Source organism: Pseudomonas capsici (assembly GCF_017165765.1).
Taxonomy (GTDB): Bacteria; Pseudomonadota; Gammaproteobacteria; order Pseudomonadales; family Pseudomonadaceae; genus Aquipseudomonas; species Aquipseudomonas capsici.
In genome coordinates this window covers 227,192-254,006 of the sequence record NZ_JAFGZD010000002.1, presented here as the reverse complement: position 1 = coordinate 254,006, position 26,815 = coordinate 227,192, and the positions used below count along the sequence as shown (strand labels likewise).

The following is a 26,815-nucleotide window of genomic DNA, read 5'->3' as shown; positions in this document are numbered from 1 at the left end:
CGCGTACCCCGGCAGGAGCCAATTCATTCGCCTCCCGGACAAGCCCGGTTCCTCTGTCCCTGAACAAACACGCTCACTTGCCCCCGTCACACAACCATCACCAAAGCTTCACCGCCATGACACGACTGCTCCCTAGCCTGCACGTACAGCAAAGCGCTTGGACAATTCAGTCAACCGGCCGCACTTGCATGGCTGGCTCATGGAGACTTGGTATGACCCAGATAGCCCGCATCCGTGACAACACTTCTGACCGTCGTCTTCAGGCCGAGCGCCTGATCGGAGCACACGCCCTGCAGGAAGCTCAGGCGTTGCGTTTCAGTGTGTTCAGCGAAGAGTTCAACGCCCGCCTCAAAGGGGCCGAACAGGGACTGGATATCGATGACTACGATGTTCACTGCTCGCATATCGGTGTTCGCGATCTCAATACCGGTCGCCTGGTGGCCACCACCCGGCTGCTCGATCACAAGGCGGCCAGTTCCCTGGGCCGTTTCTACAGCGAAGAAGAGTTCAGCCTGCACGGCCTGCTGCATCTGCAAGGCCCGATCCTCGAACTGGGCCGTACCTGCGTCGACCCGGCCTACCGCAACGGCGGCACCATTGCCGTGTTATGGAGTGAACTGGCCGAAGTTCTCAACGAAGGCGGTTACAGCTACCTGATGGGCTGCGCCAGCATTCCGATGCAGGACGGCGGCATTCAGGCGCACGCGATCATGCAGCGTCTGCGCGAACGCTATCTGTGTACCGAGAACCTGCGGGCCGAGCCTCGAAATCCACTGCCGACGCTCGACATTCCGAACAACGTGATCTGCGAGATGCCGCCTCTGCTCAAGGCCTATATGCGTCTGGGTGCGAAGATCTGCGGCGAACCTTGCTGGGATGAGGATTTCCAGGTGGCCGATGTATTCATCCTGCTCAAGCGCGACGAGTTGTGCCCGCGTTATGCCCGCCACTTCAAGGCAGCCGTGTGATGAGCCGCATGCGCAGCCATGCGCGGGTCGCTCGGGTATTGCTGGTGATTGCTGCCGGACTGATCATAGCCGGAGCCTTTGCCGTGCTGGAGCGTCTGAAGGTCGGCAGCTCCATGGAGCGCCGACAACGCTGGACCCGCTGGTTCATGGCACGCCTGACCAATGCCCTGCCCTTTCGCGTGACCGTCAGTGGTGTATTGCCGACTCACCCCATGTTATGGGTCAGCAATCATGTGTCCTGGACGGACATTCCACTGCTGGGCATGCTCGCGCCATTGTCGTTTCTGTCCAAGGCCGAAGTGCGGACCTGGCCTGTTGCGGGCTGGCTGGCGCTCAAGGCGGGCACCCTGTTCATTCGGCGTGGCTCGGGTGACAGCCGCCTGATCCAGCGGCAGATGTGCAGCCATCTGCAACACGGCACGCCCTTGGTGATTTTCCCGGAAGGCACCACCACCGATGGCCGCGGCCTGCGCACCTTCCACGGTCGCTTGCTGTCCAGCGCCATCGAAGCAGGCGTTGCCCTGCAGCCAGTAGCGATTGCCTATTCACGCGACGGCATGCCGGACCCGATTGCCCCCTTCATCGGCGATGACGATCTGCTGTCGCACCTGCGCCGCCTGTTCGCCAACGATCGGGGCGAGGTGCATATCCATCTGCTGCAACCGATCCCCACTGCCGGCCAGGAACGCGCCGCGCTGGCGTTTCAGGCGCAGCAGGCGGTTCAGGTGGCATTGTTTGGCGAAACCGCTCAGCCGAGCGAAGTGGTATCGCGCCCTGCCAGGGCCGCCTGAGCGAAATCCTGCAACAACGGATAGAACTCGGCAAAGTCGGCACTCAAGGGTTGGTACAGCGCCTGCAATTCCTGCATGGCGCCGGCCAGCCCTTCAGGCCGTGACAGGCGCCTGGAAATCCCGCCCAGCACTTGCTCAAGCACGTCGAATTCGCGATACGAGCCCAGCCAGTCCTGCGCCGCCATGCGCGGTGCGATCAATGCCAGTCGCTCGGGCAATTGGCGCTCGGCGGCCAGCGCGCCGTACACCTTGCGGGTAAAGCTTTCCAGCGGGATATCGGCATAGCGATGCCAGTCCCGGGCCAGGCAGTGATCGAAAAAGACATCCAGCATGATTCCCGCATAACGCCGCCGCTGCACCGGAAAGCGCGCCATTGCATCCTTGATCAGTGGATGGTTGTCGGTGAACGAATCGATGCTGCGATGCAGGCGGATCGACGCTTCAAGCTCCGCAGGAAAACGCCCCGGCAAAGGCCCTTTGACGAAATCGCCATACAGGCTGCCGAGTAATTGGGCGGGCCGCTGGCCGCCAAGATGAAGATGTGCGAGGTAATTCATGAAGCAGAGCCTACGCCGTTTTCGGGGTATCGGTCCATATATCGTTATAACTCGATATACCGATTCATTCCTTGCTTAGCGCAATTTCATATTTGTATATCGCGAAATACAGATATAAGGTTCGCCTCATCGCGATATACCGTTAATTGAGAACGACATGACCATCGACCTCGACGAAATAATAAAAGCCCTGGCGCACCCCCTGCGCCGCGAGATCCTGACCTGGCTCAAGGACCCGCGAGCCTGCTTTCCGGATCAGGAACACGCTATCGAACATGGCGTGTGCGCCGGTCAGATCGATCAACGTGCGGGCCTGTCGCAATCCACGGTTTCAGCCCACCTTGCCACCCTGCAACGCGCAGGCCTGATCTGCAGCAAAAAGGTCGGGCAATGGCATTTCTTCAGACGCAATGAAGAAGTCATCGAAGCCTTCGTCAAAGCCCTGGTGCAAGAACTGAACAATCAGCCTTGACGCCCCATTCCCAGAGGAGACGCCACGTGCCCTTTCCCTTGCTTATTCTGGCCCTGAGCGCCTTTGCCATCGGCACCACCGAATTCGTCATCATGGGCCTGCTGCCCAATGTCGCCGCCGATCTGGGGGTTTCGATCCCCGGTGCCGGCTGGCTGGTGACCGGTTATGCCCTCGGGGTCGCCATCGGCGCGCCGTTCATGGCCCTGGCCACAGCCAGGCTGCCGCGCAAGGCCGCACTGGTCACGCTGATGGGCATTTTCATCATCGGCAATCTGCTCTGCGCGCTGGCCAGCGACTACGACGTGCTGATGTTCGCTCGTGTCGTCACCGCACTGTGTCATGGCGCATTCTTCGGCATCGGTTCAGTGGTTGCCGCAGGTCTGGTCCCGGCCAACCGTCGTGCCTCGGCCGTGGCCCTGATGTTCACCGGCCTGACCCTGGCCAATGTGCTGGGCGTGCCACTGGGTACTGCGCTGGGCCAGTACGCCGGGTGGCGTTCGACCTTCTGGGCCGTGACCGTGATCGGTGTGATTGCCTTCATCGGTCTGGTGCGCTTCCTGCCGGTCAATCGCGAGGAAGAGAAACTCGATATGCGCGCCGAACTGGCCGCGCTCAAGGGGGCCGGTATCTGGCTGTCGCTGAGCATGACCGCGATGTTCTCCGCGTCGGTATTCACGCTGTTCACTTACGTTGCGCCATTGCTGGGCGAGGTCACTGGCGTGTCGCCGCAAGGTGTGACCTGGACCTTGCTGCTGATCGGCCTGGGCCTGACAGCAGGCAATGTCCTGGGCGGCAAGCTGGCTGATCGCAGCATTGCAACCACCCTGATCGGCGTATTCATTGCCATGGCCGTGGTTTCCACCGTCCTGAGCTGGAGCAGCGTGGCACTGGTCCCGGCCGAAATCACCCTGTTCCTCTGGGCGGTTGCGGCGTTTGCCGCAGTGCCGGCCTTGCAGGTCAATGTCGTGACCTTCGGCAAGGCCGCACCGAATCTGGTTTCGACCCTGAATATCGGCGCCTTCAACATCGGTAACGCATTGGGCGCCTGGGTCGGTGGCAGCGTCATCGCTCATGGCCTGGGCCTGACCAGCGTGCCACTGGCTGCCGGTGCGCTGGCTGTGCTTGCACTGCTGATCACCCTGATTACTTTCCGCCAGACCGCCAATCCCGATCTGGCTCCTGCTACCAACTGATCATTTAAGAGGGTTCGACGCATGACAACTATCTTTGACCCGATCACCGTAGGCGATCTGCAACTGCCCAACCGCATCATCATGGCGCCCCTGACGCGCTGCCGCGCCGACGAAGGCCGTGTGCCGAATGCGATGATGGCCGAGTATTACGTACAGCGCGCCTCGGCAGGCCTGATCATCAGCGAAGCCACTTCGGTCGCGCCGCTGGGCGTGGGCTACCCGGATACACCGGGCATCTGGTCCAACGATCAGGTCCGCGGCTGGAGCAATATCACCAAGGCGGTACATGGCGCCGGTGGCCGCATTGTCATGCAACTGTGGCACGTAGGACGCATCTCCCATCCTTCGTACCTGAACGACGAAACACCCGTAGCCCCCAGCGCAATCAAGCCCGCCGGGCATGTGAGCCTGCTGCGTCCGAAATCCGACTACGTGACACCGCGAGCCCTGGAACTGGCGGAAATCGGTGATGTGATCGAGGCCTACCGGATCGGCGCAGAAAACGCCAAGGCTGCCGGTTTCGATGGCGTGGAGCTGCATGCCGCCAACGGTTATCTGATCGATCAGTTCCTGCAGACCAGCACCAACCAGCGCACCGATCAATACGGTGGCTCCCTGGAAAACCGTGCCCGTCTGCTGCTGGAAGTCACCGATGCAATCATCGAAATCTGGGGCCCGGGCCGTGTCGGGGTGCATCTGGCACCACGCGCCGACCTGCATGACATGGGCGACGACAATCTGGCCGAAACCTTTGGCTATGTAGCCACCGAACTGGGCAAGCGCGGCATTGCATTCCTGTGCGCCCGCGAGAAGGAAGCAGACGACAGCCTGGGACCACAGTTGAAGAAAGCCTTTGGTGGCGTCTACATCGCCAACGAAAGGTTCACCAAGGACAGCGGCAATGCCTGGCTGGCAGCGGGCAAGGCCGATGCCATCGCTTTCGGCGTGCCCTATATCGCCAACCCGGATCTGGTGGAACGCCTGGAAAAGGATGCACCACTGAACCCGGCCAATCCTGAAACCTTCTACGGCAAGAGCCCGGTCGGTTATATCGATTACCCACGTCTGTAACAGCCGGGTACGCCATGAAACCCCGACTCCGGATCGTCAGGGTTTCATGCATCGATCAGGTAGAAGGAAAACCGGACCCGCGGCGCAGTCGGCGCGGGTCCGACGCCGGCTCTATCGACTGGCGTTGATCTGCTGCGACAGCGTCTGGATCTGGCTGGTCAGCGTGTTGATGCTACGGGTCACCTGAGCACGAAAGGCATCGAACTCGGCGGTATTGCCGCTGCTGGACGAAGGTGCCGGGCGGTTTTCCTGCTCGCTCTTGAGCACCACAAGATCCTGCTCGAGCCGCTCGATGGCTGCGGAAGGATTGCCCTGCTTTTTCAGGGTCGCCACATCGGCACTCAGGCTCTTGAGCTGAGCGTCCAGTTTGCCCTGATCGTTCTGGGCGGCCTTCAGGTCCGGCAATGCGCTCTTGATGGCAGTCAGTTCAATGGCAACATTCTTGAGCTGTTCCTGCAATTGCGCGTTGTCATGCTGTTGCTGGGCAGCCTGGGTGGAGATCTGCTCCAGACGCTTGTCCAGGCTGCTTTGCTGCCCTTCGACACCTGCGCGCTGCTTGTCCTGATCTTCCAGTTGCGCCTCAAGAAGCTTGATGCGCTGCTTGAGGGCTTCGCCATCGCTGCTCAGGGATTCGGTGGCGACCACCTTGCCGGAAATATCCTGCAGACGACCGGCCGCTTCCTCGCTGATGCGGGCAAAGCTTTCCTGGGTGGCGACCAGTTGCTGTTCCATCAGGGAAACCTGTTGGAAGCTCCACCAGCCCAGACCACAGAACGCAATGAACAAGGCACCCACCAAAGCCCAGAGCGGACCGGTGCTGGGCCCTTTGACCTTGACCACCGGCGTGCTGCGCGAGTGCACAGTCGTGCGTTCACGAGCGCCCTTGGTCGGGACGAAATCATCGTCATCGTCGTCCTTGGCGCTGAGGTTCGGAACGTCATCGACGTCGTCGTATGGATCGTTACGCATGGGTAACCCTTTAAAAGAAACGGTTGAAAGCAAAGTTGCGCAGTATAACCGGGCTCTGTTGCCGTTTCAGCGCGAACCACCCTGCTGGGCCGACCACCAGCCACAGAACTCATCCAGCGCAGTCCAGAGGCTGACTCTGGGCTGGTAATCCAGATAATGCCTGGCCCGGCTGATATCAAGCGTGAAATCCTTGTTCATGACCTGCATTCCCAACCTCGACAGCGTGGGTTCAGGTCGCCCCGGCCACAACAGGCATGCAGCTTCATTGATCGCTGCAGCGGTGTACGCCAACCGGTATGAGCGATAACGCGTGACTTGCGGCAACTGCATCTGGCGCATCACATAATTGACGGCATCCCACAACGGGACCGGCGCGCCATTGCTGATGTTGTAAACCTTGCCCAACGCCGCGCCGCTGGCCAGCAGACTGCTCAGCAGTGCGTCGTTGAGGTTCTGCATGCTGGTGAAGTCCACCACGTTCAGCCCGTTGCCCACGATTGCCAGACGCTTCTTGCGCTGCATGTGCAGCAGGCGCGGAAAAATGCTGGTATCGCCCGCGCCCGTGACGAATCGAGGCCGCAGGGCGATGACTTCAAGCCCGAACTCTTCGGCGCCAAACACCTTTTGCTCGGCCAGGTACTTGGTGCTCGCGTAGTGATTGTGCAAGCGCCGGGGCACTTGCTCTTCCTTGATATTGCGATGCGAACGTCCGTCGAAATAGATCGACGGCGACGAAAGATGGACAAGCCGTCGCACTCTTTGTTTCAGACAGGCTTCGACAATGTTCTCGGTGAGCTGCACATTACCCAGGACGAAATCCTGGCGAGTGCCCCATACACCGACCGCACCGGCGCAATGCACCACGGCCTCCACGTCATGACACAAGGCCTTGACCAGTTCCGGGTCCGACAGATCACCCTGGATGAACTCGGCTCCGCGCCGTACCAGATGCTCGACACCTGTGGCCCGACGGCCATTGATGCGCACGCTCATGCCCTGCTCAAGAGCAAAACGCGCAAAGCGTCCGCCGATGAAGCCGCTTGCGCCGGTGACCAGAATCTTCATTTACCGCTCCCACATTTCATATGTCTGCACTGACGCTCACTTGTCGCTCAGGGGCACCAGCCACTTGCTCGCCTGTTGCACCAGGTTTTCCGTGAGGCGGGCCAGCAGTTGTCCGCCATTGCGCCAGTGATGCCAATACAAGGGCACGTCGATATAACGCTCAGGCACCAGTTCGCGCAGCGAGCCTTGCTGCAATTGCGTCTGCACCTGCAACTCGGGCACCAGTCCCCAGCCGACACCCGCTTCTATCATCCGCACAAACCCTTCGGACGAAGGGCACAGATGATGCTCGAAACCGCCCTCGCACCCAAGCAGGGCAAGATACCGATGCTGCAAAAAGTCATCGGGTCCAAACACCAGTGCCGCTGAACGCATGAGCTTTTCGGGGCTGACGCCTTCGGCGAAATAGCGCTCGATGAACGCCGGGCTGGCCAACGCACGATAGCGCATGGCACCCAGCAACTGGCTGCGGGCACCGGCCACCGGTCGCTCACTGCCACACAGGCAGGCGGCCACTTCACCGGCGCGCATGCGCTTGAGGCCAACGTCCTGATCCTCGACCACCAGATCCAGCAACAGACGCTGCTCGGCACAGAAGGCACCCACGGTCGGCGCCCACCAGGTCGCGAGGCTGTCGGCATTGATCGCGATGCGCAGTCGTTCGGGCATGCCTTCTTCATCCAGCGCTGGCACCTGGGCCTGCAGGTCACGCTCCAGCAGACGCACCTGTTGCACATGGTTGAGAAGACGCCTGCCGATATCGGTGGGCGTGGGCGGCGTGGCCCGGACCAGCACCGGCTGGCCAATGCGCGCCTCAAGCAGCTTGATGCGCTGCGAGATGGCTGACTGCGATAACCCCAGCACCTGGGCGGCACGTTCAAAACCGGCCTGTTCAATGACAGCGGCCAGGGCTGACAGTAGTTTGTAATCGAACATCAGTTTTCCTAATGAGGAATCAGGAATATTTGTTTTTCTTATACACCTGGGAGCCAGACAATCGCCACCTCTCTTCTGGATTGCGGACTTCATTTCATGTGGCAAAGTTACTTCAACGGCCTGTTGGTCGCGGGCGGCCTGATTATGGCCATCGGTGCGCAGAATGCTTTTGTCCTGGCCCAGGGCCTGAGGCGCGAACATCACGTCCCAGTGGCGATGCTGTGTATTCTCTGCGATGCGATTCTCGTGGCCGTGGGGGTTTTCGGCCTGGCCAATGTCCTGGCGCAGAATCCGACCTTGCTGGCGGTGGCACGCTGGGGTGGTGTGATTTTTCTGACTTGGTACGGCATACAGGCCTTGCGTCGCGCCTGCTCGCGCCAGAGCCTTGAGCAGGATGCCAAGGCTGGCCAGAGGTCGCGTCGTGCGGTTCTGCTCAGCGCTCTGGCCGTGACGCTGCTCAATCCTCATGTCTATCTCGACACGGTCCTGCTGATCGGCTCGCTGGGTGCTCAGCAAAGCGCGCCGGGTGCCTATGTCGCCGGTGCCGCCAGCGCTTCGTTTGCGTGGTTCTCGATCCTTGCACTCGGTGCGGCATGGCTCGCCCCATGGCTGGCACGCCCGGCTACATGGCGGCTGCTCGACCTGATGGTGGCGGTCATGATGTTCAGTGTGGCGGCACAATTGATCAGGGCCAACTGAAAGATTTTTCCTTTTACGAGATAAATGGACGCAACGGCTCTGGAACCTTTATCCCACACACTTGTTGCGTGGTTAAGCCGAAAGCCCGGTGCTATGATCCGGGGTCTGCGCCGCAAAAGAGTAAAAACTCCCGGTGCATGCTGTATACGGCCGCCCGTGATCGGCCTTGCGATTACCGCAATCGACCTGATAAGGAGATAAACCATGGCTTTTGAATTGCCACCTCTGCCCTACGCAAAAGACGCTCTGGTGCCGCACCTTACTGCTGAGACTCTGGAATATCACCACGACAAGCACCACAACACCTATGTCGTGAACCTGAACAACCTGGTGCCAGGCACCGAGTTCGAAGGCAAGACTCTGGAAGAAATCATCAAGACTTCTTCGGGCGGCATCTTCAACAACGCCGCTCAAGTCTGGAACCATACGTTCTACTGGGAATGCCTGTCGCCAAATGGCGGCGGCGAACCTACTGGCGCTCTGGCCGATGCCATCAACGCTGCATTCGGTTCCTTCGACAAGTTCAAGGAAGAGTTCAGCAAAACCGCCATCGGCACTTTCGGTTCCGGCTGGGGCTGGCTGGTGAAGAAAGCTGACGGCTCCCTGGCTCTGGCCAGCACCATCGGTGCAGGCAACCCGCTGACCAGCGGCGACACTCCGCTGCTGACCTGCGACGTCTGGGAACACGCCTACTACATCGACTACCGCAACCTGCGTCCAAAGTACGTCGAAGCGTTCTGGAACCTGGTGAACTGGGACTTCGTGGCCAAGCAATACGCTGCCTGATTCCCGCTCCACACAAGAAACCCGGCAATGCCGGGTTTTTTGTTGCCTGTCATTCAGGCCTTTGATTCAAAAAGGAATCCTGCGTCTTCCAGAACGCCCCTGACTGCCCTCCACGATCCCTCCGGTAAATATCCTTCGCTTGCTATCGTTTCCATCAACGAAGACCCCGTCACTCAAGGCCTGCATCACATCAATACGCCATTACGCGTGCAGACGTTCGCAACCAACAAGGGACTTACTCCATGTCATCGGTCAGCCGTCGTTCTTTCGTTACCCTCTCTGCCCTGGCCTGCACAAGCCTGGCACTCCCCCGAATCAGTTCAGCCGCTTCAGGAACAGACCGTCCTGCCGGCAGCGGCAAGATTCATCTCAACTTCAATGAAAGCCATCTGGGCCCCTCGCCCCTGGCACTTGAAAAAATGCAGGCTGGCGCAGCCTCGACTGGACGCTATCACTATGGCGCACAGTTGAAGCTGATCGAGCTGTTCGCCAGACAGAATCAGATACCCAGTGATTACGTGCATGCCTACAGCGGCTCGCGTGAACCCTTGCAGTACGCCATTGCGGCCTTTACCGATGAGCAGCGCAGCCTGGCTCTGGCCACACCTTCCTATGATGCGCCCATCGAAGCGGCCAACAGTCAGAACGTCGCCTTTCACGAAGTCCCCCTGCTACCCGATGGGGCACATGATCTTGAGGCCATGTTAAAAGCCGACAAGAAACCCGGCCTGATTTACATCTGCAACCCCAACAATCCCACCGGAACCGTGACACCACAGCAGCAGATAGAGAAAGCCATACTCGCCAAACCCGAAGGCTCAGTGGTGCTGATCGATGAGGCGTACATTCACTTCTCGGATGCCGCCAGCCTTGTCCCGCTGGCAGCCAAACGCAAGGATGTTCTGGTGCTGCGCACCTTCTCCAAGCTCTATGGCATGGCGGGAGCCAGGCTGGGTCTGGCGGTAGGGCACCCCGAACTGCTGGAGAAAATCGAAGTATGGGGCGGCAACAACTTTGTCCCCCTGCCTGCCGCCATGGGCGGTATCGCCAGTCTTGAAGACCCTGATCTGGTCAGGCAACGCAAGCAGCTCAATACCCGCGTACGCGAAGAGACCCGGGCCTTTCTCGCAAGTCATGGATTCACCTGCACACCTTCACAGGCCAACTGCTTCATGATCGAAACCGGCCATCAGGCTGAGGATGTCATCAAGGGATTGGCCCAACGCAATATTCTGATTGGCAGGAAATGGGATGCATGGCCGACCTGGGTGCGAGTCAGCATCGGTACAGAAGCCGAAATGCTGGCATTCCGACAGGCCTTCCTCGAAGTGGTACGACAATTGGCCTGAGTTTCTGAAGGCAACGCTCTGGGTCGGCCCTTTCCCCCCGTTTCGTGCCAACGGGGGGTTCGACTGTCCCCCCGACACCAGTGGTTATGTGTTGCCAGAAAGCAATAGCAGACTAATATTACCGATTGTATTTGCAGAGTTCTGCTCAAGTTCTTTGCATACTTGTCCGACATAGTAGGATCGTCTGGTTACAGGTAAAAAGGGCAAGGAAAGCAGACACCAGCCTGATGAGAAGCACTCCCGGCACGAATTAAGGAATGACCATTTGAAGCTGGAACTCAAAAACAGCTTGTCGGTGAAGTTGTTGCGCGTGGTACTGCTTTCAGCGCTGTTCGTGGGCGTTGTCTTGAGTTGCGCACAAATCGTCTACGATGCCTACAAAACACACCAGAACGTAGCCAGTGATGCCGAGCGTATCCTGGATATGTTCCGTGACCCGTCGACCCAGGCGGTGTACAGCCTTGACCGGGAAATGGGCATGCAGGTCATCGAGGGCCTGTTTCAGGATGACTCCGTGCGCATGGCCTCCATCGGCCACCCGAACGAAACGTTGCTCGCGGAAAAAGAGCGCCCCCTGAAAACCTCTCCCACTCGCTGGCTGACAGACATCATTCTCGGCCAGGAGCGCAGTTTCACGACCCAACTGGTCGGCCGCAGCCCCTACAGCGAATATTACGGTGACCTGCGCATCACACTGGATACCGCCAACTATGGCGAGAGTTTTATCATCAACGCCGTGATCATTTTCATTGCCGGCGTATTGCGTGCCCTGGCCATGGGGATGGTGTTGTACCTGGTCTATCACTGGCTGCTGACCAAGCCGCTGTCCAGAATCATCGAGCACCTGACCAGCATCAATCCGGACCGCCCCAGCGAGCATCTGTTGCCGCTGCTCAAGGGCCATGAAAAGAACGAGCTGGGTATCTGGGTCAATACTGCCAACCAGTTGCTGGCCTCCATCGAGCGCAATACCCACCTGCGCCACGAAGCGGAAAACAGCCTGCAACGCATGGCCCAGTACGACTTCCTCACCGGCCTGCCCAATCGGCTGCAATTACAGACGCAACTGGACAAGATTCTGGTGGACGCCGGACGCCTGCAGCGTCGTGTGGCGGTGCTGTGTGTCGGCCTGGATGACTTCAAGGGCATCAACGAACAGTTCAGTTATCAGACCGGCGACCAGTTGCTTCTGGCACTGGCCGACCGGCTGCGCGCCCACAGCGGTCGGCTGGGTGCCTTGGCTCGGCTGGGTGGCGACCAGTTCGCTCTGGTTCAGGCCGATATCGAGCAGCCTTATGAAGCAGCGGAACTGGCGCAGAATATTCTGGATGACCTTGAGGCACCGTTCGCACTGGATCTTCATGAAATCCGCCTGCGTGCCACCATCGGCATCACCCTGTTCCCGGAAGATGGCGACAGCACCGAGAAACTGCTGCAAAAAGCCGAACAGACCATGACCCTGGCCAAGACGCGCTCGCGCAATCGTTATCAGTTCTATATCGCCAGTGTCGACAGCGAAATGCGGCGGCGTCGCGAACTGGAAAAAGACCTGCGCGAAGCCCTGCCACGCGACCAGCTTTATCTGGTCTATCAACCACAGATCAGCTATCGCGACCATCGGGTGATGGGCGTCGAGGCACTGATCCGCTGGCAGCATCCAGAACACGGTCTGGTGCCGCCCGATGTCTTCATTCCTCTGGCCGAACAGAACGGCACCATCATCGCCATTGGCGAATGGGTGCTCGATCAGGCCTGTCGCCAACTGCGGGAATGGCACGATCAGGGCTTCACCGAACTGCGCATGGCGGTCAACCTGTCCACCGTGCAACTTCACCACTCGGAACTGCCACGGGTGGTCAACAACCTGTTGCAGATCTACCGCCTGCCGCCTCGCAGCCTGGAGCTGGAAGTCACCGAAACCGGCCTGATGGAAGACATCGACACCGCCGCCCAGCACTTGCTCAGCCTGCGCCGCTCAGGCGCGCTGATCGCCATCGACGACTTCGGCACCGGCTATTCGTCCTTGAGTTATCTCAAGAGCCTGCCGCTGGACAAGATCAAGATCGACAAGAGTTTCGTGCAGGACCTGATCGACGACGATGACGACGCAACCATCGTGCGCGCCATTATCCAGTTGGGTAAAAGCCTCGGCATGCAGGTCATCGCCGAAGGGGTGGAGACCACCGAACAGGAGGCCTACATCATCTCCGAAGGCTGTCATGAAGGTCAGGGCTACCTGTACAGCAAACCCCTGCCCGGCCGTGAAATCCTGCCGTACCTGAAACAGTCACAACGCAGTCAGGCTGAAGTCCTGTAAAAAGCCTTCCGCGAAGAGGCCGTGTCAGGTTGTCTTGAAACCGACAGTTACATGTCGTCGAATGCTCGTTCACGACTTTAAGGGCGTTATGCCTTTACACCGAATGCAAATCTTTCGCATTATGTCGCAGTTTTTCTGGGCGCACGGCGCCATAAATCCCTCTAGACGCAGGAATTCGTCATGATTCGTATGCCTCTGGCAACAGCTAGTCTGCTGGCCATTGCTATCTCCCTCGCCGGTTGCGGCGAAGGCAAGGACAAGGCAGCAGCCCCCGCTCCTGCTGCAGCTCCTGTGACTCCGGCAGCAGCGCCTGCCGCACCTGCTTCAGCAGCTGCAACCCAGACCGATGACGCCGCCGCCAAGGCCGTGGTCACCAATTACGCCAACATTGTCTTTGCCGTGTTCAGCGATGCCGAAGCCGGTGCCAAGAAGCTGCAGACCGCTGTCGACGCCTTCCTTGCTGCCCCGAGCGACCAGACCCTCAAGGCGGCTCGTGACGCCTGGGTTGCAGCACGCGTGCCTTACATGCAGAGCGAAGTGTTCCGCTTCGGCAACACCATCATCGACGACTGGGAAGGTCAGGTTAACGCCTGGCCGCTGGACGAAGGCCTGATCGACTATGTGGCCAAGGATTACCAGCACGCGCTGGGCAACCCGGGCGCAACCGCCAACATCATTGCCAATACTGAAATCCAGGTCGGCGAAGACAAGGTCGACGTCAAGGACATCACTCCCGAGAAACTCGCCAGCCTCAATGAGCTGGGTGGTTCGGAGGCCAACGTCGCCACCGGCTATCACGCCATCGAATTCCTGCTGTGGGGCCAGGATCTGAACGGCACCGGCCCGGGTGCCGGCGCACGTCCTGCCAGCGACTACCTCGAAGGTGCCGGTGCCACCGGCGGTCACAACGAACGTCGCCGTGCGTACCTCAAGGCCGTGACCGATCTGCTGGTCACCGACCTGGAGGAAATGTCGGGCAACTGGAAACCCGGTGTAGCCGACAACTATCGCGCCTCTCTGGAAGCCGAATCCGGCGAAAGCGGCCTGCGCAAGATGCTCTTCGGCATGGGCAGCCTGTCGCTGGGCGAACTGGCCGGCGAGCGCATGAAAGTGGCCCTGGAAGCCAACTCCAGCGAAGACGAGCACGATTGCTTCAGCGACAACACGCACAACTCGCACTTCTACAACGGCAAGGGCATCCGCAACGTCTACCTGGGCGAATACACCCGTACCGACGGCAGCAAGATCACCGGCCCAAGCCTCTCGTCCCTGGTCGCCAAGGTTGACCCGGCGACCGACGCCACCCTGCGCGCCGACCTGGACGATACCCAGGCCAAGCTGCAAGTGATCGTCGACCACGCCAACAAGGGCGAGCACTTCGACCAGTTGATCGCAGCAGGCAACACCGCTGGCAATCAAGTGGTGCGTGACGCCATTGCAGCGCTGGTCAAGCAGACCGGTGCCATCGAGCAGGCCGCTGGCAAGCTGGGCATCACCGATCTGAACCCGGACAACGCCGATCACGAGTTCTGATCAGCGCTGTAACCGAGGCTTCAGACCTGCAATACCAAATGCCAGTCAGGCTTGCTGACTGGCATTTTTCTGTACGGTCCGAAGACATTTCAGAGAGCCGCACAGGCCGCAAATTAGTAACAACAAGTTGCCTCAGCCCGAGTAAACGGTAACTTTTCCCATTCCTGACCCATGAGGCTGATAAGCTTGCTCGCCCTGCTTTTCAGCTCGTTACAGAATTCGTATGAGTATGCCGCTGCGCCTGTCCCTGGTTTTTCTATCGACTCTGGTCCTGACCGCGTGCGATGACGCACCGCGCTTCACTCAGGCAGAACCGGGAGAAGCTCTTTCCGGCGGGTCTGCGACAGTAGGAAAAAGCGATCAGAACGCCTTTTCCATGCCATCGGCCAACCTCTCGCCGGTGCGCAGGCTGGACTTCAGTGTCGGCAACAGTTTCTTCCGCAACCCGTGGGTCATTGCCCCTTCGACCACCACCGCCCGTGACGGCCTGGGCCCGCTGTTCAATACCAACGCCTGCCAGAACTGCCATATCAAGGACGGTCGTGGCCATCCGCCAGAGCCCGGCGACAGCAACGCCGTGTCGATGCTGGTCAGGCTCTCGATTCCCGACAGCGCAGCGTATGCCGAGGTCATCAAGCGCAACGGTGTGGTGCCCGAACCGACATACGGAGGACAGCTTCAGGACATGTCGGTCCCCGGTGTCGCACCGGAAGGCAAGGTACGGGTAGAGTACGATCCGCTGACCATACGCTTTCGTGACGGCATGACGGTCGAGTTGCGTCAGCCGACCCTGCGCATCACTCAACTGGGTTACGGCCCCATGCACCCTTACACGCATGCTTCGGCACGTATTGCGCCGCCCATGATCGGCCTGGGGCTGCTCGAAGCGATTCCCGAAGCGGCGATCCTGGCCAATGCCGACCCCGACGACAAGAATGACAATGGCATTTCCGGACGCCCCAACTGGGTCTGGGACGATGCGCAGCAAAAGGTTGTCATGGGACGCTTCGGCTGGAAGGCCGGGCAACCCACGCTCAATCAACAGAATGCCCACGCGTTTGCGGGCGATATGGGCCTGACCACCCGCCTCAAGACCGCCGATGACTGCACGCCCGCGCAAACGGATTGCCGCAATGCTCCGAACGGCAATGGCCCCGATGGCGAACCCGAAGTCAGCGACAATATTTTACGGCTGGTGGAGTTCTACACCCGCAATCTGGCTGTCCCGGCCCGTCGCAACGTGGATGATCCGCAAGTGCTGGCGGGCAAGAACCTGTTCTTCAGGGCAGGTTGCCAGCAATGCCATACCCCGCAATTCACCACCCGCGCCGATGCTGCGGAACCCGAGCTGGCCAATCAGGTGATTCGCCCCTACAGCGACCTGTTGCTGCACGATATGGGTGAAGGTCTGGCCGACAACAGGACCGAGTTCCAGGCAAGCGGCCGCGAATGGCGGACACCTCCCCTCTGGGGGCTGGGCCTGACGGAAACCGTCAGTGGCCACACACAATTGCTACATGATGGTCGCGCTCGCAACGTGATGGAGGCGATACTGTGGCACGGCGGCGAAGCCCAGGCAGCGCAGCGACAGGTCCTGGCCTTTGATGCCGACCAGCGTGCGGCGCTCCTGGCGTTCCTGAACTCGTTATAAGCATTCCCTTTTTACAAGAAGGAGCCGGACAGATGTTCCGACCCAAGTTGTTGTTCACCAGCCTCGCGGCCCTGGCTCTGGGCGCCTGCGCGCCATCGGACCCTCAAGCCGTGACTTCTGCCGCCATTGCCAAACAGGTGATCCTGCCGACCTACAGCCGCTGGGTCGAAGCGGATCGCCAGCTGGCCAGCAGCGCAGTTGCCTTCTGCCAGGGCAAGACCGATCTGGAAAGCGCACGCGCCGACTTCCTCAAAGCCCAGAAAACCTGGGCCGAATTGCAGCCTTTGCTGATCGGCCCGCTGGCCGAAGGCAATCGTGCCTGGCAGGTACAGTTCTGGCCGGACAAGAAGAATCTGGTCGGGCGTCAGGTCGAGCAACTGGTCAGCGCCCAGCCGCAGATCACTGCCGAAGAACTGTCCAAGGCCAGCGTCGTGGTTCAGGGACTGTCGGCTTATGAATACATCCTGTTCGATGCCGAAATCGACATGGCCAACGCCGAGCAGAAAGCCCGCTACTGCCCATTGCTGATGGCGATCGGTGAGCGGCAGAAGCTCCTGGCCGAAGAAATCCTCAGCCGCTGGAACAGCAACGACGGCATGCTCGCGCAACTGAGCAAGTTCCCCAACACCCGTTACGCCGACTCCCACGAAGCCATTGCCGAAGTGCTGCGCGTACAGGTCACGGCTCTGGACAGCCTGAAGAAAAAACTGGGCACGCCGCTGGGTCGCCAGACCAAGGGCCAGCCACAACCCTTCCAGGCCGACTCCTGGCGCAGCAAGTCCTCGCTGAGCAGCCTCGAAGCCAGCCTGATCAGCGCGCAAACCGTCTGGGCCGGTGTGGATAACAAGGGCCTGCGCAGTCTTTTGCCCGCCGAGCAGAAACCACTGGCCGACAAGATCGACGCAGCCTACGCTGCCAGCCGCAAACTGCTGTCTGAACTCAAGCCGCCCCTGGCCGACCTGCTGGCCAGCGAAGCGGGCCGTCAGCAGCTCAATGGGTTTTATGACAGCCTGAACGTGGTTCACCGCCTGCATGAAGGCGAACTGGCCAAGGCTCTGGGTATTCAGTTGGGCTTCAACGCCAACGACGGCGATTGATCGAGAGGGTGTAGATGATGTTGCGACGCCAGGCCCTGGCTCTTGGCAGTCTGCTGCTCAGCGCTTGTACGCTGGGCGGCTGGACGCTGTTTCGGCAAAAAGGCACGAGCCCCCTGCTGCTTTCCGCTCGCGACGACAGCGACGCAAGGCACTATGCAGTAGGTTACCGGCTCGACGGCACGCAGGTGTTCGCGACCCGGGTCGCGCAACGCTGCCATGACATCATCAATCACCCGTCCTTGCCGCTGGCGGTATTCATCGCCCGCAGGCCCGGCACCGAAAGCTACCTGATCGACCTGCGCGACGGACGCCTGCTGCAAACCATCACCTCGCAGCCGAACCGGCACTTCTACGGCCATGCCGTTATTCATGCCGATGGCGAATGGCTGTATGCCACGGAAAACGACACCACCGATCCGGGCCGTGGCGTGCTGGGGGTTTATCGTTTTGTCGATGAACGGCTGGTGCATTCGGCAGAAATCCCCACGCACGGCATCGGTCCGCATCAGGTGTCCTGGATGCCGGACGGCGAAACCCTGGCGGTCGCCAACGGCGGTATTCGCACCGAGGCCGAAAGCCGGGTCGAGATGAATCTGCATGCCATGGAGCCCAGCCTGGTGCTGATGCAGCGCGACGGTACGCTGCTGAGCAAGGAAACTCTTTCCCAGCAGATGAACAGCGTGCGCCACATGGGCATTGCCAGCGACGGCACCATTGTCGCCGGTCAGCAGTTCATGGGGGATGCCCATGAGTCCGCCGAACTGCTGGCGATCAAGCGTCCAGGTCAGCCCTTCCAGGCCTTTCCGGTCGCCGAGGAGCAACTGCGAGCAATGGGTCATTACACCGCCAGCGTCGCGGTGCACAGCGACCTGCGACTGGTGGCGCTTACCGCTCCGCGTGGCAACCGGTTCTTTATCTGGGATCTGGACAGCGGTGCCTTGAAGCTCGACGCCCCCCTGCCTGACTGCGCAGGCGTAGGTGCGGTTGCCGATGGCTTTGTGGTGACCTCGGGTCAGGGCCGCTGTCGCTTCTACGATTGCCGCAAGTCCGAACTGGTGGCCAGGCCTCTGGATCTGCCAGCCGGGCTCTGGGACAACCATTTGCATCTGGTGTGACTTCCTCCCACCACAAATACAGAAATGTCCGACACGCTGCCGGTTTGCAATATCCAGCGCTGGAGCTAGCCTGCTTCTCAGGTTAAATATCTCCAAAGGAAGTGCAGTATGGTGCGTCGGCGCATGCTGATCATGCTGGGCTTTGTTTTGCTTGTAGTGCTTTTGCTCGCGGGCTACAAAGCATTCTCAATCTATCGACAGATCCAGCAATTCAGCGCCCCCAAACCACCGGTCAGCGTAGCCGTAGCCACGGCCAGCGAACAACCGTGGCAAAACCTTCTTCCTGCCATTGGTACTCTCAAGGCCTTTCAGGGTGTCGACCTGAGCCTGGAAATCGCCGGCACCGTGAAGGCCATACAGTTCGAGTCGGGGCAAAAGGTGCGCCGGGGCCAGCCCTTGCTGCAACTGGACAGCGATGTCGAAAAAGGCCTGCTGGGTACTGCCGAGGCGGACCTGGGGCTGGCTCAGGTCGAATACGGTCGTGGCAGCCGGCTGGTGGGCGATCAGGCCATTTCACGGGGAGATTTCGACAGGCTCGCCGCACAACAGAAAAAAGCCGCTGCCACTGTCGCCCAGCTCAAGGCTTCCCTGGCCAAGAAACAGATCCTCGCGCCGTTCAGCGGCACCATCGGCATTCGTCAGGTGGATGTGGGCGACTATCTGGCCAGCGGAACAGTGATCGCAACCCTGCAGGATCTGAGCAGCCTCTATGTGGATTTCTACGTGCCGGAGCAGGAAGTGCCCGATATCGCCATCGACCAGACGGTCCGGCTCAGTGTCGCGGCCTATCCGGACCAGCAGTTCGAAGCCAGAGTCAGCGCCATCAACCCCAGGGTCGATGAAACCACCCGCAACGTGCTGATCCGCGCCACCCTGCCCAACCCTGAGGGTCGGCTGCTGCCGGGGATGTTCGCCAGTCTGCAGGTCGTGTTGCCCAGTGCTCCCGACCAGATCGTGGTGCCGGAAAGTGCGATTACCTACACCCTTTATGGCAATTCGGTGTTTGTCGTGGGGCCGAAGAAAAACGACAAGGGCGAGCCGGAGCTGGACGCCAGCGGCCAGCCACAACAGGTCGTCGAACGGCACTTTGTCGAAACCGGCGAGCGCCGCGCCGGGAAGGTGGTGATTGCCAGAGGACTCAAGGCTGGCGATCAGGTTGTCAGCGGCGGCCAGCTCAAGCTCGACAACGGAACCCATGTGGCCATCAGCGCCGACAAGACCTTGCCCGCCGATCCGAACAGCCAGCCACGGGCTGACTGATCAAGGAATTTTTCATGGCATTTACCGATCCGTTCATTCGCCGCCCGGTGCTGGCGACCGTGGTCAGCCTGCTGATCGTACTGCTGGGGTTTCAGGCGTTCAGCAAACTGACCATCCGCCAGTATCCGCAGATGGAAAACGCCATGATCACCGTGACCACGGCCTATCCTGGTGCCAATGCCGAAACCATTCAGGGCTATATCACCCAGCCGCTGCAACAGAGTCTGGCCAGTGCCGAAGGCATCGATTACATGACTTCGGTCAGTCGCCAGAACTTCTCGGTGATCACGATCTATGCCCGTATCGGTGCCGACAGCGACCGCCTTTTCACCGAGTTGCTGGCCAAGGCCAACGAGGTCAAGAACAAGCTGCCGCAGGATGCCGAAGACCCGGTATTGAGCAAGGAAGCCGCCAACGCTTCGGCACTGATGTACATCAGCTTCTATAGCTCCGAGCTGAGCAATCCGCAGATCACCGATTACCTGTCACGGGTCATCCAGCCCAAGCTGGCTACCTTGCCCGGCATGGCCGAAGCGGAAATCCTCGGCAATCAGGTCTTTGCCATGCGCCTGTGGCTGGACCCTGTACGAATGGCCGGCTTCGGCCTGACCGCAGCGGATGTTACCGATGCAGTACGCCGCTATAACTTCCTGTCGGCAGCCGGCGAGGTCAAGGGCGAATACGTGGTCACCAGCATCAACGCCACCACCGACCTCAAGTCCGCTGAAGCCTTTGCCGCGATTCCACTCAAGACTGATGGCGACAGCCGGGTGCTGTTGCGGGATGTGGCGCGGGTAGAGATGGGCGCAGAAAGCTACAACGCCGTCAGTTCGTTCGATGGCATACCTTCGGTCTACATCGGCATCAAGGGCACTCCAAGTTCCAACCCGCTGGATGTGATCAAGGAAGTACGACGCATCATGCCGGAGCTGGAAAGCCAGTTGCCGCCCAGCCTGAAAGTGTCCATTGCCTATGACGCGACGCTGTTCATCCAGGCTTCGATTCATGAAGTCGTGAAAACCCTGATCGAAGCGGTCCTGATAGTCGTGGTGATCGTATTCCTGTTTCTCGGTGCCCTGCGTTCGGTGCTGATTCCGGTCATCACCATTCCGCTGTCGATGATCGGCGTGCTGTTCTTCATGCAACTGATGGGTTACTCGATCAATCTGCTGACCTTGCTGGCGATGGTACTGGCCATCGGACTGGTGGTGGACGATGCGATTGTGGTGGTGGAAAACATTCATCGGCATATCGAGGAAGGCAAGACCCCGTTCGACGCCGCCATTGAAGGTGCACGGGAAATCGCCATGCCGGTGGTATCGATGACCATCACTCTGGCAGCGGTGTATGCGCCTATCGGCTTTCTGGAAGGGTTGACCGGCGCGCTGTTCAAGGAGTTTGCCCTGACCCTGGCCGGCGCGGTCGTGATTTCGGGCATCGTGGCCCTGACCCTGTCGCCCATGATGTGTGCCTTGCTGCTGCGCCACGATGAAAACGCCAGCGGTCTGGCCCACAGGCTCGACCAGATTTTCGAGCGCCTGAAAATCCGCTATCGGCGCCTGCTGCACGGCACCCTCGATACCCGTCCGGTGGTGCTGGTGTTCGCCTTGATCGTCCTGTGCCTGATCCCGGTGCTGCTCAAGTTCACCCAGTCGAATCTGGCACCGGACGAAGATCAGGGCATCATTTTCATGATGGCGACTTCGCCCCAGCCGACCAACCTGGATTACATCAACGCCTATACCGATGAGTTCGTTGAGATATTCCGGGAGTTTCCCGAGTATTACTCGTCGTTCCAGATCAACGGTTTCAATGGCGTGCAGACCGGCGTGGGCGGCTTCCTGCTCAAGCCATGGGACGAGCGCAGCCGTACCCAGATGGAAATCCTGCCGGAAGTTCAGGCCCGGCTGGCGCAGATTCCGGGCCTGCAGATCTTCGGCTTCAACCTGCCCTCCTTGCCCGGCACCGGTGAAGGCCTGCCGTTCCAGTTCGTGATCAATACGCCGAACGATTATGCCGCACTGCTGGAAGTCGCCGAGCGGGTGAAGAAGCGTGCCGTGGAGTCCGGAAAGTTCGCATTCATGGATATCGATCTGGCGTTCGACAAACCCGAGGTGGTGGTCGATATCGACCGGGCCAAGGCAGCCCAGATGGGCGTATCCATGCAGGATCTGGGCGGCACTTTGGCAACCCTGCTGGCCGAAGCGGAAATCAACCGCTTTACCATCGAGGGTCGCAGCTACAAGGTCATTGCTCAGGTCGAGCGGGCATACCGGGACAATCCCGGCTGGCTGAACAACTATTACGTGAAGAACAACGAAGGCAAGCTGCTGGCGCTCTCCACGCTGATCACCGTCAGCGACCGGGCCAGGCCTCGTCAGCTCAACCAGTTCCAGCAACTCAACTCGGCGATCATCCAGGGCTTTCCGATTGTCAGCATGGGCGAGGCTATCGAGACGGTCCGCCAGATCGCCAACGAAGAGGCACCGGCAGGCTTCGCGTATGACTATGCCGGCGCTTCACGTCAGTACATTCAGGAAGGCAGCGCCCTGTGGGTAACCTTTGCCCTTGCGCTGGCGATCATCTTCCTGGTGCTGGCAGCCCAGTTCGAGAGTTTCCGCGACCCGCTGGTGATTCTGGTGACGGTGCCGCTGTCGATCTGCGGAGCACTGATCCCGCTGTTTCTGGGGCTGTCGAGCATGAATATCTACACCCAGGTCGGGCTGGTGACGCTGATTGGCCTGATCAGCAAGCACGGCATCCTGATCGTCGAGTTCGCCAATCAGCTACGCCACGAGAAAGGGCTGTCGGTACGGGAAGCGGTGGAGGAAGCGGCAGCAATTCGTCTGCGCCCGGTGTTGATGACCACGGCGGCAATGGTGTTCGGCATGGTGCCCTTGATACTCGCGACGGGTGCCGGAGCGGTCAGTCGTTTCGATATAGGAATCGTGATTGCCACAGGGATGTCGGTGGGAACCCTGTTTACCCTGTTCGTGCTGCCCTGCGTGTATACGCTTCTGGCGGCCCGGGACAAACCGGTTGGTGCTGCACGCGTGCTGCCTGCACATCAAAAAGACTGAAAGACGAAGAGCCCTGCAAGGGGCTTCGGGAAACCGGAACTCACTTCAACCCTTGCGCCCGCCCCCTTGGGACAGGCTGTACATCAACAGCAATAAATCATGATCTGGCTTCACATCTGCCACGCTCTTCAATGCGCGTGGCAACGGGCAGTGTCCTTGACCGCTCTGGACACTGAGAATCTTTGTCGAAGGCTGCTCCCAAGCTGCCACGGCGACAGTCGCCGTGGCCAGAGCTCCTATGACAAACAAACCTCTAGCCATTTCAAGTTTCATCACTCCAGACCCTTGATAGTGCTGCCAAATACCGAATGGTAAAAGTAGACGAGCTTTTGCCAGTCTGCTGTCTCGAATGACGAATGGCGTCGAAACTGTTTCATGTCATGCTGGGCAGCACCATGGGCGGTGAAGCGACGGCGGGCTTTTTCCAGGTCCAGCAGTGCAACTTCCACCTTGGCCTGCGGGCCTTCGCCAGTCACGCGTACAAATACATGCTTGCTGTAGAGGCAGCTGTGTTGCCAGCGGGCCAGATGCATCCGGGCCAGAGTCGCGCCTATTTCCTTGAGCAGCCGCTCATGCAGCAACTCGCCGCAACGCTCGCGACCACCATTGGCGTACCACTGGTCGAGATCCTCGAAACCGTCCAGCGCAGCCGTGACCAGCAAGGCACGCCATTCATTGTTCCGGTCTCGCTCCGCACCACAGAACACTATTTCAGGAACACCCACGTTGACCTGCCGCAGGCCTTCGATTGCATCGCGCTCACGCAGGACGGTCGGACGCCCCAACGGATACAACAAACTGCGATAGGTATGGCCTGTCTGGCGTTTGCTGTAAAGCATCGGGCCTTCGCCAGAGTGAACCCGCTGAACACCACTTTCACCACCACGACGAACGTTGGGCTCTTCTACCCATTCACCGCGCAGATTCCAGAAGTAGCCGAAGCGGCTCTCTTTTTTGGAGGCTCGCATCGCTTTACCTAAAGTCTGAACATTCATCCGGGACTACCTTTTACGCAGTAAATAGACTCGCCACATGGCGTAAAACGGTAAGAAATCCATACGTTCCTGAATCCGGAAACCCGCCGTCTCAAACTCGGCTTCGACAGTTTCGACCGGTAACACAAAACGATTCTGGTAACTTTCAGCCCCACTTTTGCGCTGTCGATGTTGCTCGAGGCGCTTGCGTTTCCAGGCTTTGAAATTGCCATCAACCCACAATGAAACAATCACGCTGTCACGCGTAACCCGCTGAAACTCCCGCAATAGAGACATTCTATGCTCGGCCTGCCCAACATGGTGCAGCAGGCGCATGCAGAAGATGCTGTCCACGGCATTTTCGGGCAGGTTGATCGCAAATGCAGATGTCTGCAAAGGCTGTACCCTTTTCACCACATGCTCAGGCTGAGACTCGATTGCGGTATTGAGCATGTCGGCAGAATTGTCGGCGCCGATGATGGAGCGGTTGTTCTTTTCAGCCAGCAAAGGCCAGAAACGACCGGCACCGCAAGGCAGATCAAGTACCAGCCCAGGGTCGCCCGCCAAATGCAGGGCCTTTCTGGCCAGTTGCTCATCGCGATAGTGAGACAGCCTGCGCGACAGACCGTTCTGATGTTTTTCCAGATACTGCCGCGCATGATCTTTGGTGTATTTGCGCGAGAACTCGAGTTCGATGCGCTTGTTCATGGGAGGCATCTCATGAGTCATGTTGCAGCCAGACTAACCAACAGCCTGTCATCATCAAGTCATGCAGATGTGAAAAAAATGTTCTCTGTGATCAGAGAACATTTCAAGATATTACAGTCACTTCTGCCCCATCAGGACTTGGTCACCAGACTCACCTTGAACCGGCAGCCATGGGGCTCCATGGGCGTAAGCCCTACACTCCAGCCCTGATTCGCACAGATCCGCTGCACCAGCGAAAGCCCCAGGCCAAGGCCTTCACCGCGCTGCTCATTGCCCCGCACAAAAGGCTCGAACATGGCTTCGCGTTTCTCTTCGGGAATACCGACGCCACTGTCCTCCACGATAAAACCGTCTTCCAGCAAGGTCAGGGCGATAAAGCCATGGTCGGTGTAATGCAGCGCATTACGCAGCAGGTTACCCATCACCGCATGCAGGAAGGTAGCGTTGTAGCGCACCTCGGTAGTCTGGTCGGTTTCTGGCGGGTTGTAGATCAGTTGCAGGCCCTTGCCTTCGATCGGTCCACGCCACAAGGCGACCAGTTGCTCGGCAACGGCACCAAGAGTGGCACGTGGCGTCATGGCAGGATCCTCGCGCTGGGTTCGGGCCAGCATCAGGAAGGTCTGCACCAGATCGCGCATTTCTTCACACGCCCTGGCAATACGCTCCACCTGCCTTCTGGCCCGCTGATCGAGGGCCGGGTTTTCCAGCAGCAATTCACAGGAGCTGGCGAGCACCATCAAAGGCGTGCGTAGCTCATGACTGACATCGCTGGTAAACATTCGCTCCCGGATCAGCGCCTGCCTGAGACGACCGAGGGTGGCATCGAAGGCAACAGCCAGCTCGCCGACTTCGTCAGCGGCATAATCGGGGGCCAATGGCGGTGCCAGTCCCAATAGCTGATCGCGATGGCGAACCTGCCGGGCCAGACGCACCACCGGTGCCATGACGCGCCGGGCCAGCACCCAGCCCAGAAATACGGCCAGCGCCAGCGCCAGGACGAACCCCACCAGTACGACGGCGAACAGGATACGCTCGCGCTCTTCAAAGTCGCTCTGGTCCTGCAGCAAGGCGTAATGCCTGCCATCTACCACTTCGATCATGGCGTGGTAGGACAAGGGACCACGAAATACCTCATGAAAACCCGGCTCGAGATGGCGCAGGTCCTTGGGCAGGTCGAAATCGCCCGGCCCGTTGCTGAAGTAGAAGAGTTGGTCCGGCTTGGGACGATGGCTCCAGTCGCTGACGCTGTCCATCAGCATCAGGCGATTGAGATCCCCTCCAAGCCCTGCGGAAATCAGTTTTTCCTCAACCAGGTGAACCGTGGAAATGATCCCTACAGCGAAGGATCCGGCGACCAGCGCACTCATCAGGGCAAAGGCGATGATGATCCGCTGGGCAAGGCTCTGTTTAAACTCCATCCTTGCCCTCGGCCAGACGATAGCCGACACCATGTACGGTTTGCAGCAGCGGTTTGGGGAAAGGCTTGTCGATCACCTGGCGCAACTGATGCACATGGCTGCGCAGGCTGTCGCTGTCCGGGCAATCGTCGCCCCACAAGGCTTCTTCAAGAACCTCGCGGCGCAGCACATGAGGGCTCTTCTGCATCAGGACCGCCAGAAGCTTCAGGCCTACCGGGTTGAGCTTGAGCATGCGGCCATCACGGGTGACTTCCAGCGTATCGAGGTCATAGACCAGATCGGCCACCTGCAGGGTACGCCGCCCTCCCCCCTGAGCCCGGCGCAGCACCGCCTCGATACGCGCCGCCAGCTCGGAAAGCGCGAAAGGCTTGAGCAGATAGTCGTCGGCACCGGAGCGGAAGCCCTGCAAGCGGTCATCCAGTTGATCCCGTGCGGTGAGCATGATCACTGGCGTATCACGCCGCGCATCTTCGCGCAGACGTTTGCACAGGGTATAGCCATCGATACCGGGCAGCATGATGTCGAGCACGATCAGGTCATAGTGCTCGGTTGCGGCCAGATGCAATCCAGAGAGGCCATCCTGCGCGCAGTCGACGGTATAGCCTTTCATACCCAGATAATCGGCAAGGTTGGCCAGGATGTCGCGGTTATCTTCGACCAGAAGAATTCGCATGGTAGGCACTCTCATATGCAATTTAGGCTGGCGCAGCTTAAGGCGAAGTCAGCCTCAGGGCCAGTACCGCGTGGCTTTACGTTTTTTTCACCAACGGTGGCAGAAACTGCCGCGTCCCCCGTAACAGCCGTCG

General features: G+C 59.5%; 24 protein-coding genes. 15 read left to right on the top strand and 9 right to left on the bottom strand.

Going from position 1 to position 26,815, the window contains the following annotated elements:
- Positions 1 to 212 precede the first annotated feature (212 nt).
- Positions 213 to 968 carry an L-ornithine N(alpha)-acyltransferase gene (gene olsB / locus JSY17_RS03900; RefSeq protein ID WP_117183969.1) on the top strand — a complete coding sequence of 252 codons (756 nt, stop codon included), beginning with the start codon at positions 213 to 215 and terminating at the stop codon, positions 966 to 968.
- The gene (locus tag JSY17_RS03895; protein WP_206400613.1) at positions 968 to 1,759 is read left to right on the top strand and encodes a lysophospholipid acyltransferase family protein; all 792 of its coding nucleotides are present in this window, start codon (positions 968 to 970) and stop codon (positions 1,757 to 1,759) included. The genes olsB and JSY17_RS03895 overlap by 1 nt, the downstream gene beginning before the upstream one ends.
- On the opposite strand, the gene JSY17_RS03890 is transcribed toward JSY17_RS03895, so the two are convergent.
- Entirely contained in the window at positions 1,717 to 2,316 is a 600-nt protein-coding gene (locus tag JSY17_RS03890; protein ID WP_117183972.1) for an acyl carrier protein phosphodiesterase, read from the bottom strand. The two genes, JSY17_RS03895 and JSY17_RS03890, sit on opposite strands and share 43 nt — an antisense overlap.
- A 157-nt stretch (positions 2,317 to 2,473) precedes the next feature.
- On the opposite strand from JSY17_RS03890, the gene JSY17_RS03885 reads away from it, so the two are divergent.
- From JSY17_RS03885 to JSY17_RS03875, 3 genes are read left to right on the top strand one after another with little or no spacing between them, the layout of a single operon-like run.
- Complete coding sequence (locus JSY17_RS03885; protein WP_117183973.1) at positions 2,474 to 2,788, top strand: ArsR/SmtB family transcription factor; 315 nt, start codon at positions 2,474 to 2,476, stop codon at positions 2,786 to 2,788.
- A 26-nt stretch (positions 2,789 to 2,814) separates the two neighbouring features.
- Entirely contained in the window at positions 2,815 to 3,981 is a 1,167-nt protein-coding gene (locus JSY17_RS03880; protein ID WP_117183975.1) for an MFS transporter, read from the top strand.
- 21 nt (positions 3,982 to 4,002) lie between these two features.
- A complete protein-coding gene (locus JSY17_RS03875; RefSeq protein WP_117183977.1) occupies positions 4,003 to 5,052 on the top strand; it encodes an alkene reductase in 1,050 nt (349 codons plus the stop codon).
- Positions 5,053 to 5,163: 111 nt separating this feature from the next.
- On the opposite strand, the gene JSY17_RS03870 is transcribed toward JSY17_RS03875, so the two are convergent.
- From JSY17_RS03870 to JSY17_RS03860, 3 genes are all read right to left on the bottom strand, one after another.
- Positions 5,164 to 6,021, bottom strand: coding sequence for an ATPase (locus tag JSY17_RS03870; protein ID WP_200977267.1), 858 nt, complete (start codon positions 6,019 to 6,021; stop codon positions 5,164 to 5,166).
- Between the two features lie 66 nt (positions 6,022 to 6,087).
- A complete protein-coding gene (locus JSY17_RS03865; protein WP_206400612.1) occupies positions 6,088 to 7,086 on the bottom strand; it encodes an NAD-dependent epimerase/dehydratase family protein in 999 nt (332 codons plus the stop codon).
- A gap of 36 nt (positions 7,087 to 7,122) precedes the next feature.
- Complete coding sequence (locus JSY17_RS03860; RefSeq protein ID WP_117165881.1) at positions 7,123 to 8,022, bottom strand: LysR family transcriptional regulator ArgP; 900 nt, start codon at positions 8,020 to 8,022, stop codon at positions 7,123 to 7,125.
- A 96-nt stretch (positions 8,023 to 8,118) separates the two neighbouring features.
- Here JSY17_RS03860 and JSY17_RS03855 point away from each other — a divergent pair, with 96 nt between their 5' ends.
- The 10 genes from JSY17_RS03855 (at position 8,119) to JSY17_RS03810 (ending at position 22,909) form a co-directional block, all read left to right on the top strand.
- A complete protein-coding gene (locus JSY17_RS03855) occupies positions 8,119 to 8,721 on the top strand; it encodes a LysE/ArgO family amino acid transporter (protein ID WP_117183983.1) in 603 nt (200 codons plus the stop codon).
- 204 nt (positions 8,722 to 8,925) lie between these two features.
- Complete coding sequence (locus JSY17_RS03850) at positions 8,926 to 9,507, top strand: superoxide dismutase (protein WP_117165879.1); 582 nt, start codon at positions 8,926 to 8,928, stop codon at positions 9,505 to 9,507.
- Positions 9,508 to 9,749: 242 nt separating this feature from the next.
- The gene (gene ptaA / locus JSY17_RS03845) at positions 9,750 to 10,856 is read left to right on the top strand and encodes a pyoverdine biosynthesis transaminase PtaA (RefSeq protein ID WP_206400610.1); all 1,107 of its coding nucleotides are present in this window, start codon (positions 9,750 to 9,752) and stop codon (positions 10,854 to 10,856) included.
- A 265-nt stretch (positions 10,857 to 11,121) separates the two neighbouring features.
- Positions 11,122 to 13,173, top strand: a complete 2,052-nt coding sequence (locus tag JSY17_RS03840; protein ID WP_117183985.1) for a putative bifunctional diguanylate cyclase/phosphodiesterase — start codon at positions 11,122 to 11,124, stop codon at positions 13,171 to 13,173.
- Positions 13,174 to 13,353: 180 nt separating this feature from the next.
- On the top strand, positions 13,354 to 14,706 hold the full coding sequence (locus tag JSY17_RS03835; protein WP_206400608.1) for an imelysin family protein: 1,353 nt from the start codon (positions 13,354 to 13,356) through the stop codon (positions 14,704 to 14,706).
- 223 nt (positions 14,707 to 14,929) lie between these two features.
- Positions 14,930 to 16,357, top strand: coding sequence for a di-heme oxidoreductase family protein (locus JSY17_RS03830; RefSeq protein WP_206400606.1), 1,428 nt, complete (start codon positions 14,930 to 14,932; stop codon positions 16,355 to 16,357).
- Between the two features lie 32 nt (positions 16,358 to 16,389).
- A complete protein-coding gene (locus JSY17_RS03825; RefSeq protein ID WP_117183988.1) occupies positions 16,390 to 17,454 on the top strand; it encodes an imelysin family protein in 1,065 nt (354 codons plus the stop codon).
- A gap of 17 nt (positions 17,455 to 17,471) precedes the next feature.
- On the top strand, positions 17,472 to 18,569 hold the full coding sequence (locus JSY17_RS03820; RefSeq protein ID WP_206400929.1) for a DUF1513 domain-containing protein: 1,098 nt from the start codon (positions 17,472 to 17,474) through the stop codon (positions 18,567 to 18,569).
- 108 nt (positions 18,570 to 18,677) lie between these two features.
- Positions 18,678 to 19,829, top strand: coding sequence for an efflux RND transporter periplasmic adaptor subunit (locus tag JSY17_RS03815; protein ID WP_206400604.1), 1,152 nt, complete (start codon positions 18,678 to 18,680; stop codon positions 19,827 to 19,829).
- 14 nt (positions 19,830 to 19,843) lie between these two features.
- A complete protein-coding gene (locus JSY17_RS03810; protein ID WP_206400602.1) occupies positions 19,844 to 22,909 on the top strand; it encodes a multidrug efflux RND transporter permease subunit in 3,066 nt (1,021 codons plus the stop codon).
- 45 nt (positions 22,910 to 22,954) lie between these two features.
- On the opposite strand, the gene JSY17_RS03805 is transcribed toward JSY17_RS03810, so the two are convergent.
- The 5 genes from JSY17_RS03805 to colR form a co-directional block, all read right to left on the bottom strand.
- Positions 22,955 to 23,182 (bottom strand): hypothetical protein, encoded by a 228-nt coding sequence (locus JSY17_RS03805; RefSeq protein ID WP_117165871.1) that lies wholly within the window; start codon positions 23,180 to 23,182, stop codon positions 22,955 to 22,957.
- Entirely contained in the window at positions 23,182 to 23,904 is a 723-nt protein-coding gene (locus JSY17_RS03800; protein WP_117183992.1) for a lipopolysaccharide kinase InaA family protein, read from the bottom strand. Before JSY17_RS03800 ends, JSY17_RS03805 begins: the two co-directional genes overlap by 1 nt.
- A gap of 6 nt (positions 23,905 to 23,910) precedes the next feature.
- Positions 23,911 to 24,591 (bottom strand): class I SAM-dependent methyltransferase, encoded by a 681-nt coding sequence (locus tag JSY17_RS03795; protein ID WP_117165869.1) that lies wholly within the window; start codon positions 24,589 to 24,591, stop codon positions 23,911 to 23,913.
- 131 nt (positions 24,592 to 24,722) lie between these two features.
- Complete coding sequence (locus JSY17_RS03790; protein ID WP_117183994.1) at positions 24,723 to 26,009, bottom strand: sensor histidine kinase; 1,287 nt, start codon at positions 26,007 to 26,009, stop codon at positions 24,723 to 24,725.
- A complete protein-coding gene (gene colR / locus JSY17_RS03785) occupies positions 25,999 to 26,682 on the bottom strand; it encodes a two-component system response regulator ColR (protein ID WP_025261685.1) in 684 nt (227 codons plus the stop codon). Before colR ends, JSY17_RS03790 begins: the two co-directional genes overlap by 11 nt.
- Positions 26,683 to 26,815: the final 133 nt, after the last annotated feature.

Excerpts from the sequence above, each read along its gene's own strand:
- olsB (WP_117183969.1), top strand. The coding sequence starts at position 213 with ATGACCCAGATAGCCCGCATCCGTGACAACACTTCTGACCGTCGTCTT.
- JSY17_RS03895 (WP_206400613.1), top strand. The coding sequence starts at position 968 with ATGAGCCGCATGCGCAGCCATGCGCGGGTCGCTCGGGTATTGCTGGTG.
- JSY17_RS03890 (WP_117183972.1), bottom strand. The coding sequence starts at position 2,316 with ATGAATTACCTCGCACATCTTCATCTTGGCGGCCAGCGGCCCGCCCAA.
- JSY17_RS03885 (WP_117183973.1), top strand. The coding sequence starts at position 2,474 with ATGACCATCGACCTCGACGAAATAATAAAAGCCCTGGCGCACCCCCTG.
- JSY17_RS03875 (WP_117183977.1), top strand. The coding sequence starts at position 4,003 with ATGACAACTATCTTTGACCCGATCACCGTAGGCGATCTGCAACTGCCC.
- JSY17_RS03870 (WP_200977267.1), bottom strand. The coding sequence starts at position 6,021 with ATGCGTAACGATCCATACGACGACGTCGATGACGTTCCGAACCTCAGC.
- JSY17_RS03865 (WP_206400612.1), bottom strand. The coding sequence starts at position 7,086 with ATGAAGATTCTGGTCACCGGCGCAAGCGGCTTCATCGGCGGACGCTTT.
- JSY17_RS03860 (WP_117165881.1), bottom strand. The coding sequence starts at position 8,022 with ATGTTCGATTACAAACTACTGTCAGCCCTGGCCGCTGTCATTGAACAG.
- JSY17_RS03855 (WP_117183983.1), top strand. The coding sequence starts at position 8,119 with ATGTGGCAAAGTTACTTCAACGGCCTGTTGGTCGCGGGCGGCCTGATT.
- JSY17_RS03850 (WP_117165879.1), top strand. The coding sequence starts at position 8,926 with ATGGCTTTTGAATTGCCACCTCTGCCCTACGCAAAAGACGCTCTGGTG.
- ptaA (WP_206400610.1), top strand. The coding sequence starts at position 9,750 with ATGTCATCGGTCAGCCGTCGTTCTTTCGTTACCCTCTCTGCCCTGGCC.
- JSY17_RS03835 (WP_206400608.1), top strand. The coding sequence starts at position 13,354 with ATGATTCGTATGCCTCTGGCAACAGCTAGTCTGCTGGCCATTGCTATC.
- JSY17_RS03830 (WP_206400606.1), top strand. The coding sequence starts at position 14,930 with ATGAGTATGCCGCTGCGCCTGTCCCTGGTTTTTCTATCGACTCTGGTC.
- JSY17_RS03825 (WP_117183988.1), top strand. The coding sequence starts at position 16,390 with ATGTTCCGACCCAAGTTGTTGTTCACCAGCCTCGCGGCCCTGGCTCTG.
- JSY17_RS03820 (WP_206400929.1), top strand. The coding sequence starts at position 17,472 with ATGTTGCGACGCCAGGCCCTGGCTCTTGGCAGTCTGCTGCTCAGCGCT.
- JSY17_RS03815 (WP_206400604.1), top strand. The coding sequence starts at position 18,678 with ATGGTGCGTCGGCGCATGCTGATCATGCTGGGCTTTGTTTTGCTTGTA.
- JSY17_RS03810 (WP_206400602.1), top strand. The coding sequence starts at position 19,844 with ATGGCATTTACCGATCCGTTCATTCGCCGCCCGGTGCTGGCGACCGTG.
- JSY17_RS03805 (WP_117165871.1), bottom strand. The coding sequence starts at position 23,182 with ATGAAACTTGAAATGGCTAGAGGTTTGTTTGTCATAGGAGCTCTGGCC.
- JSY17_RS03800 (WP_117183992.1), bottom strand. The coding sequence starts at position 23,904 with ATGAATGTTCAGACTTTAGGTAAAGCGATGCGAGCCTCCAAAAAAGAG.
- JSY17_RS03795 (WP_117165869.1), bottom strand. The coding sequence starts at position 24,591 with ATGAACAAGCGCATCGAACTCGAGTTCTCGCGCAAATACACCAAAGAT.
- JSY17_RS03790 (WP_117183994.1), bottom strand. The coding sequence starts at position 26,009 with ATGGAGTTTAAACAGAGCCTTGCCCAGCGGATCATCATCGCCTTTGCC.
- colR (WP_025261685.1), bottom strand. The coding sequence starts at position 26,682 with ATGCGAATTCTTCTGGTCGAAGATAACCGCGACATCCTGGCCAACCTT.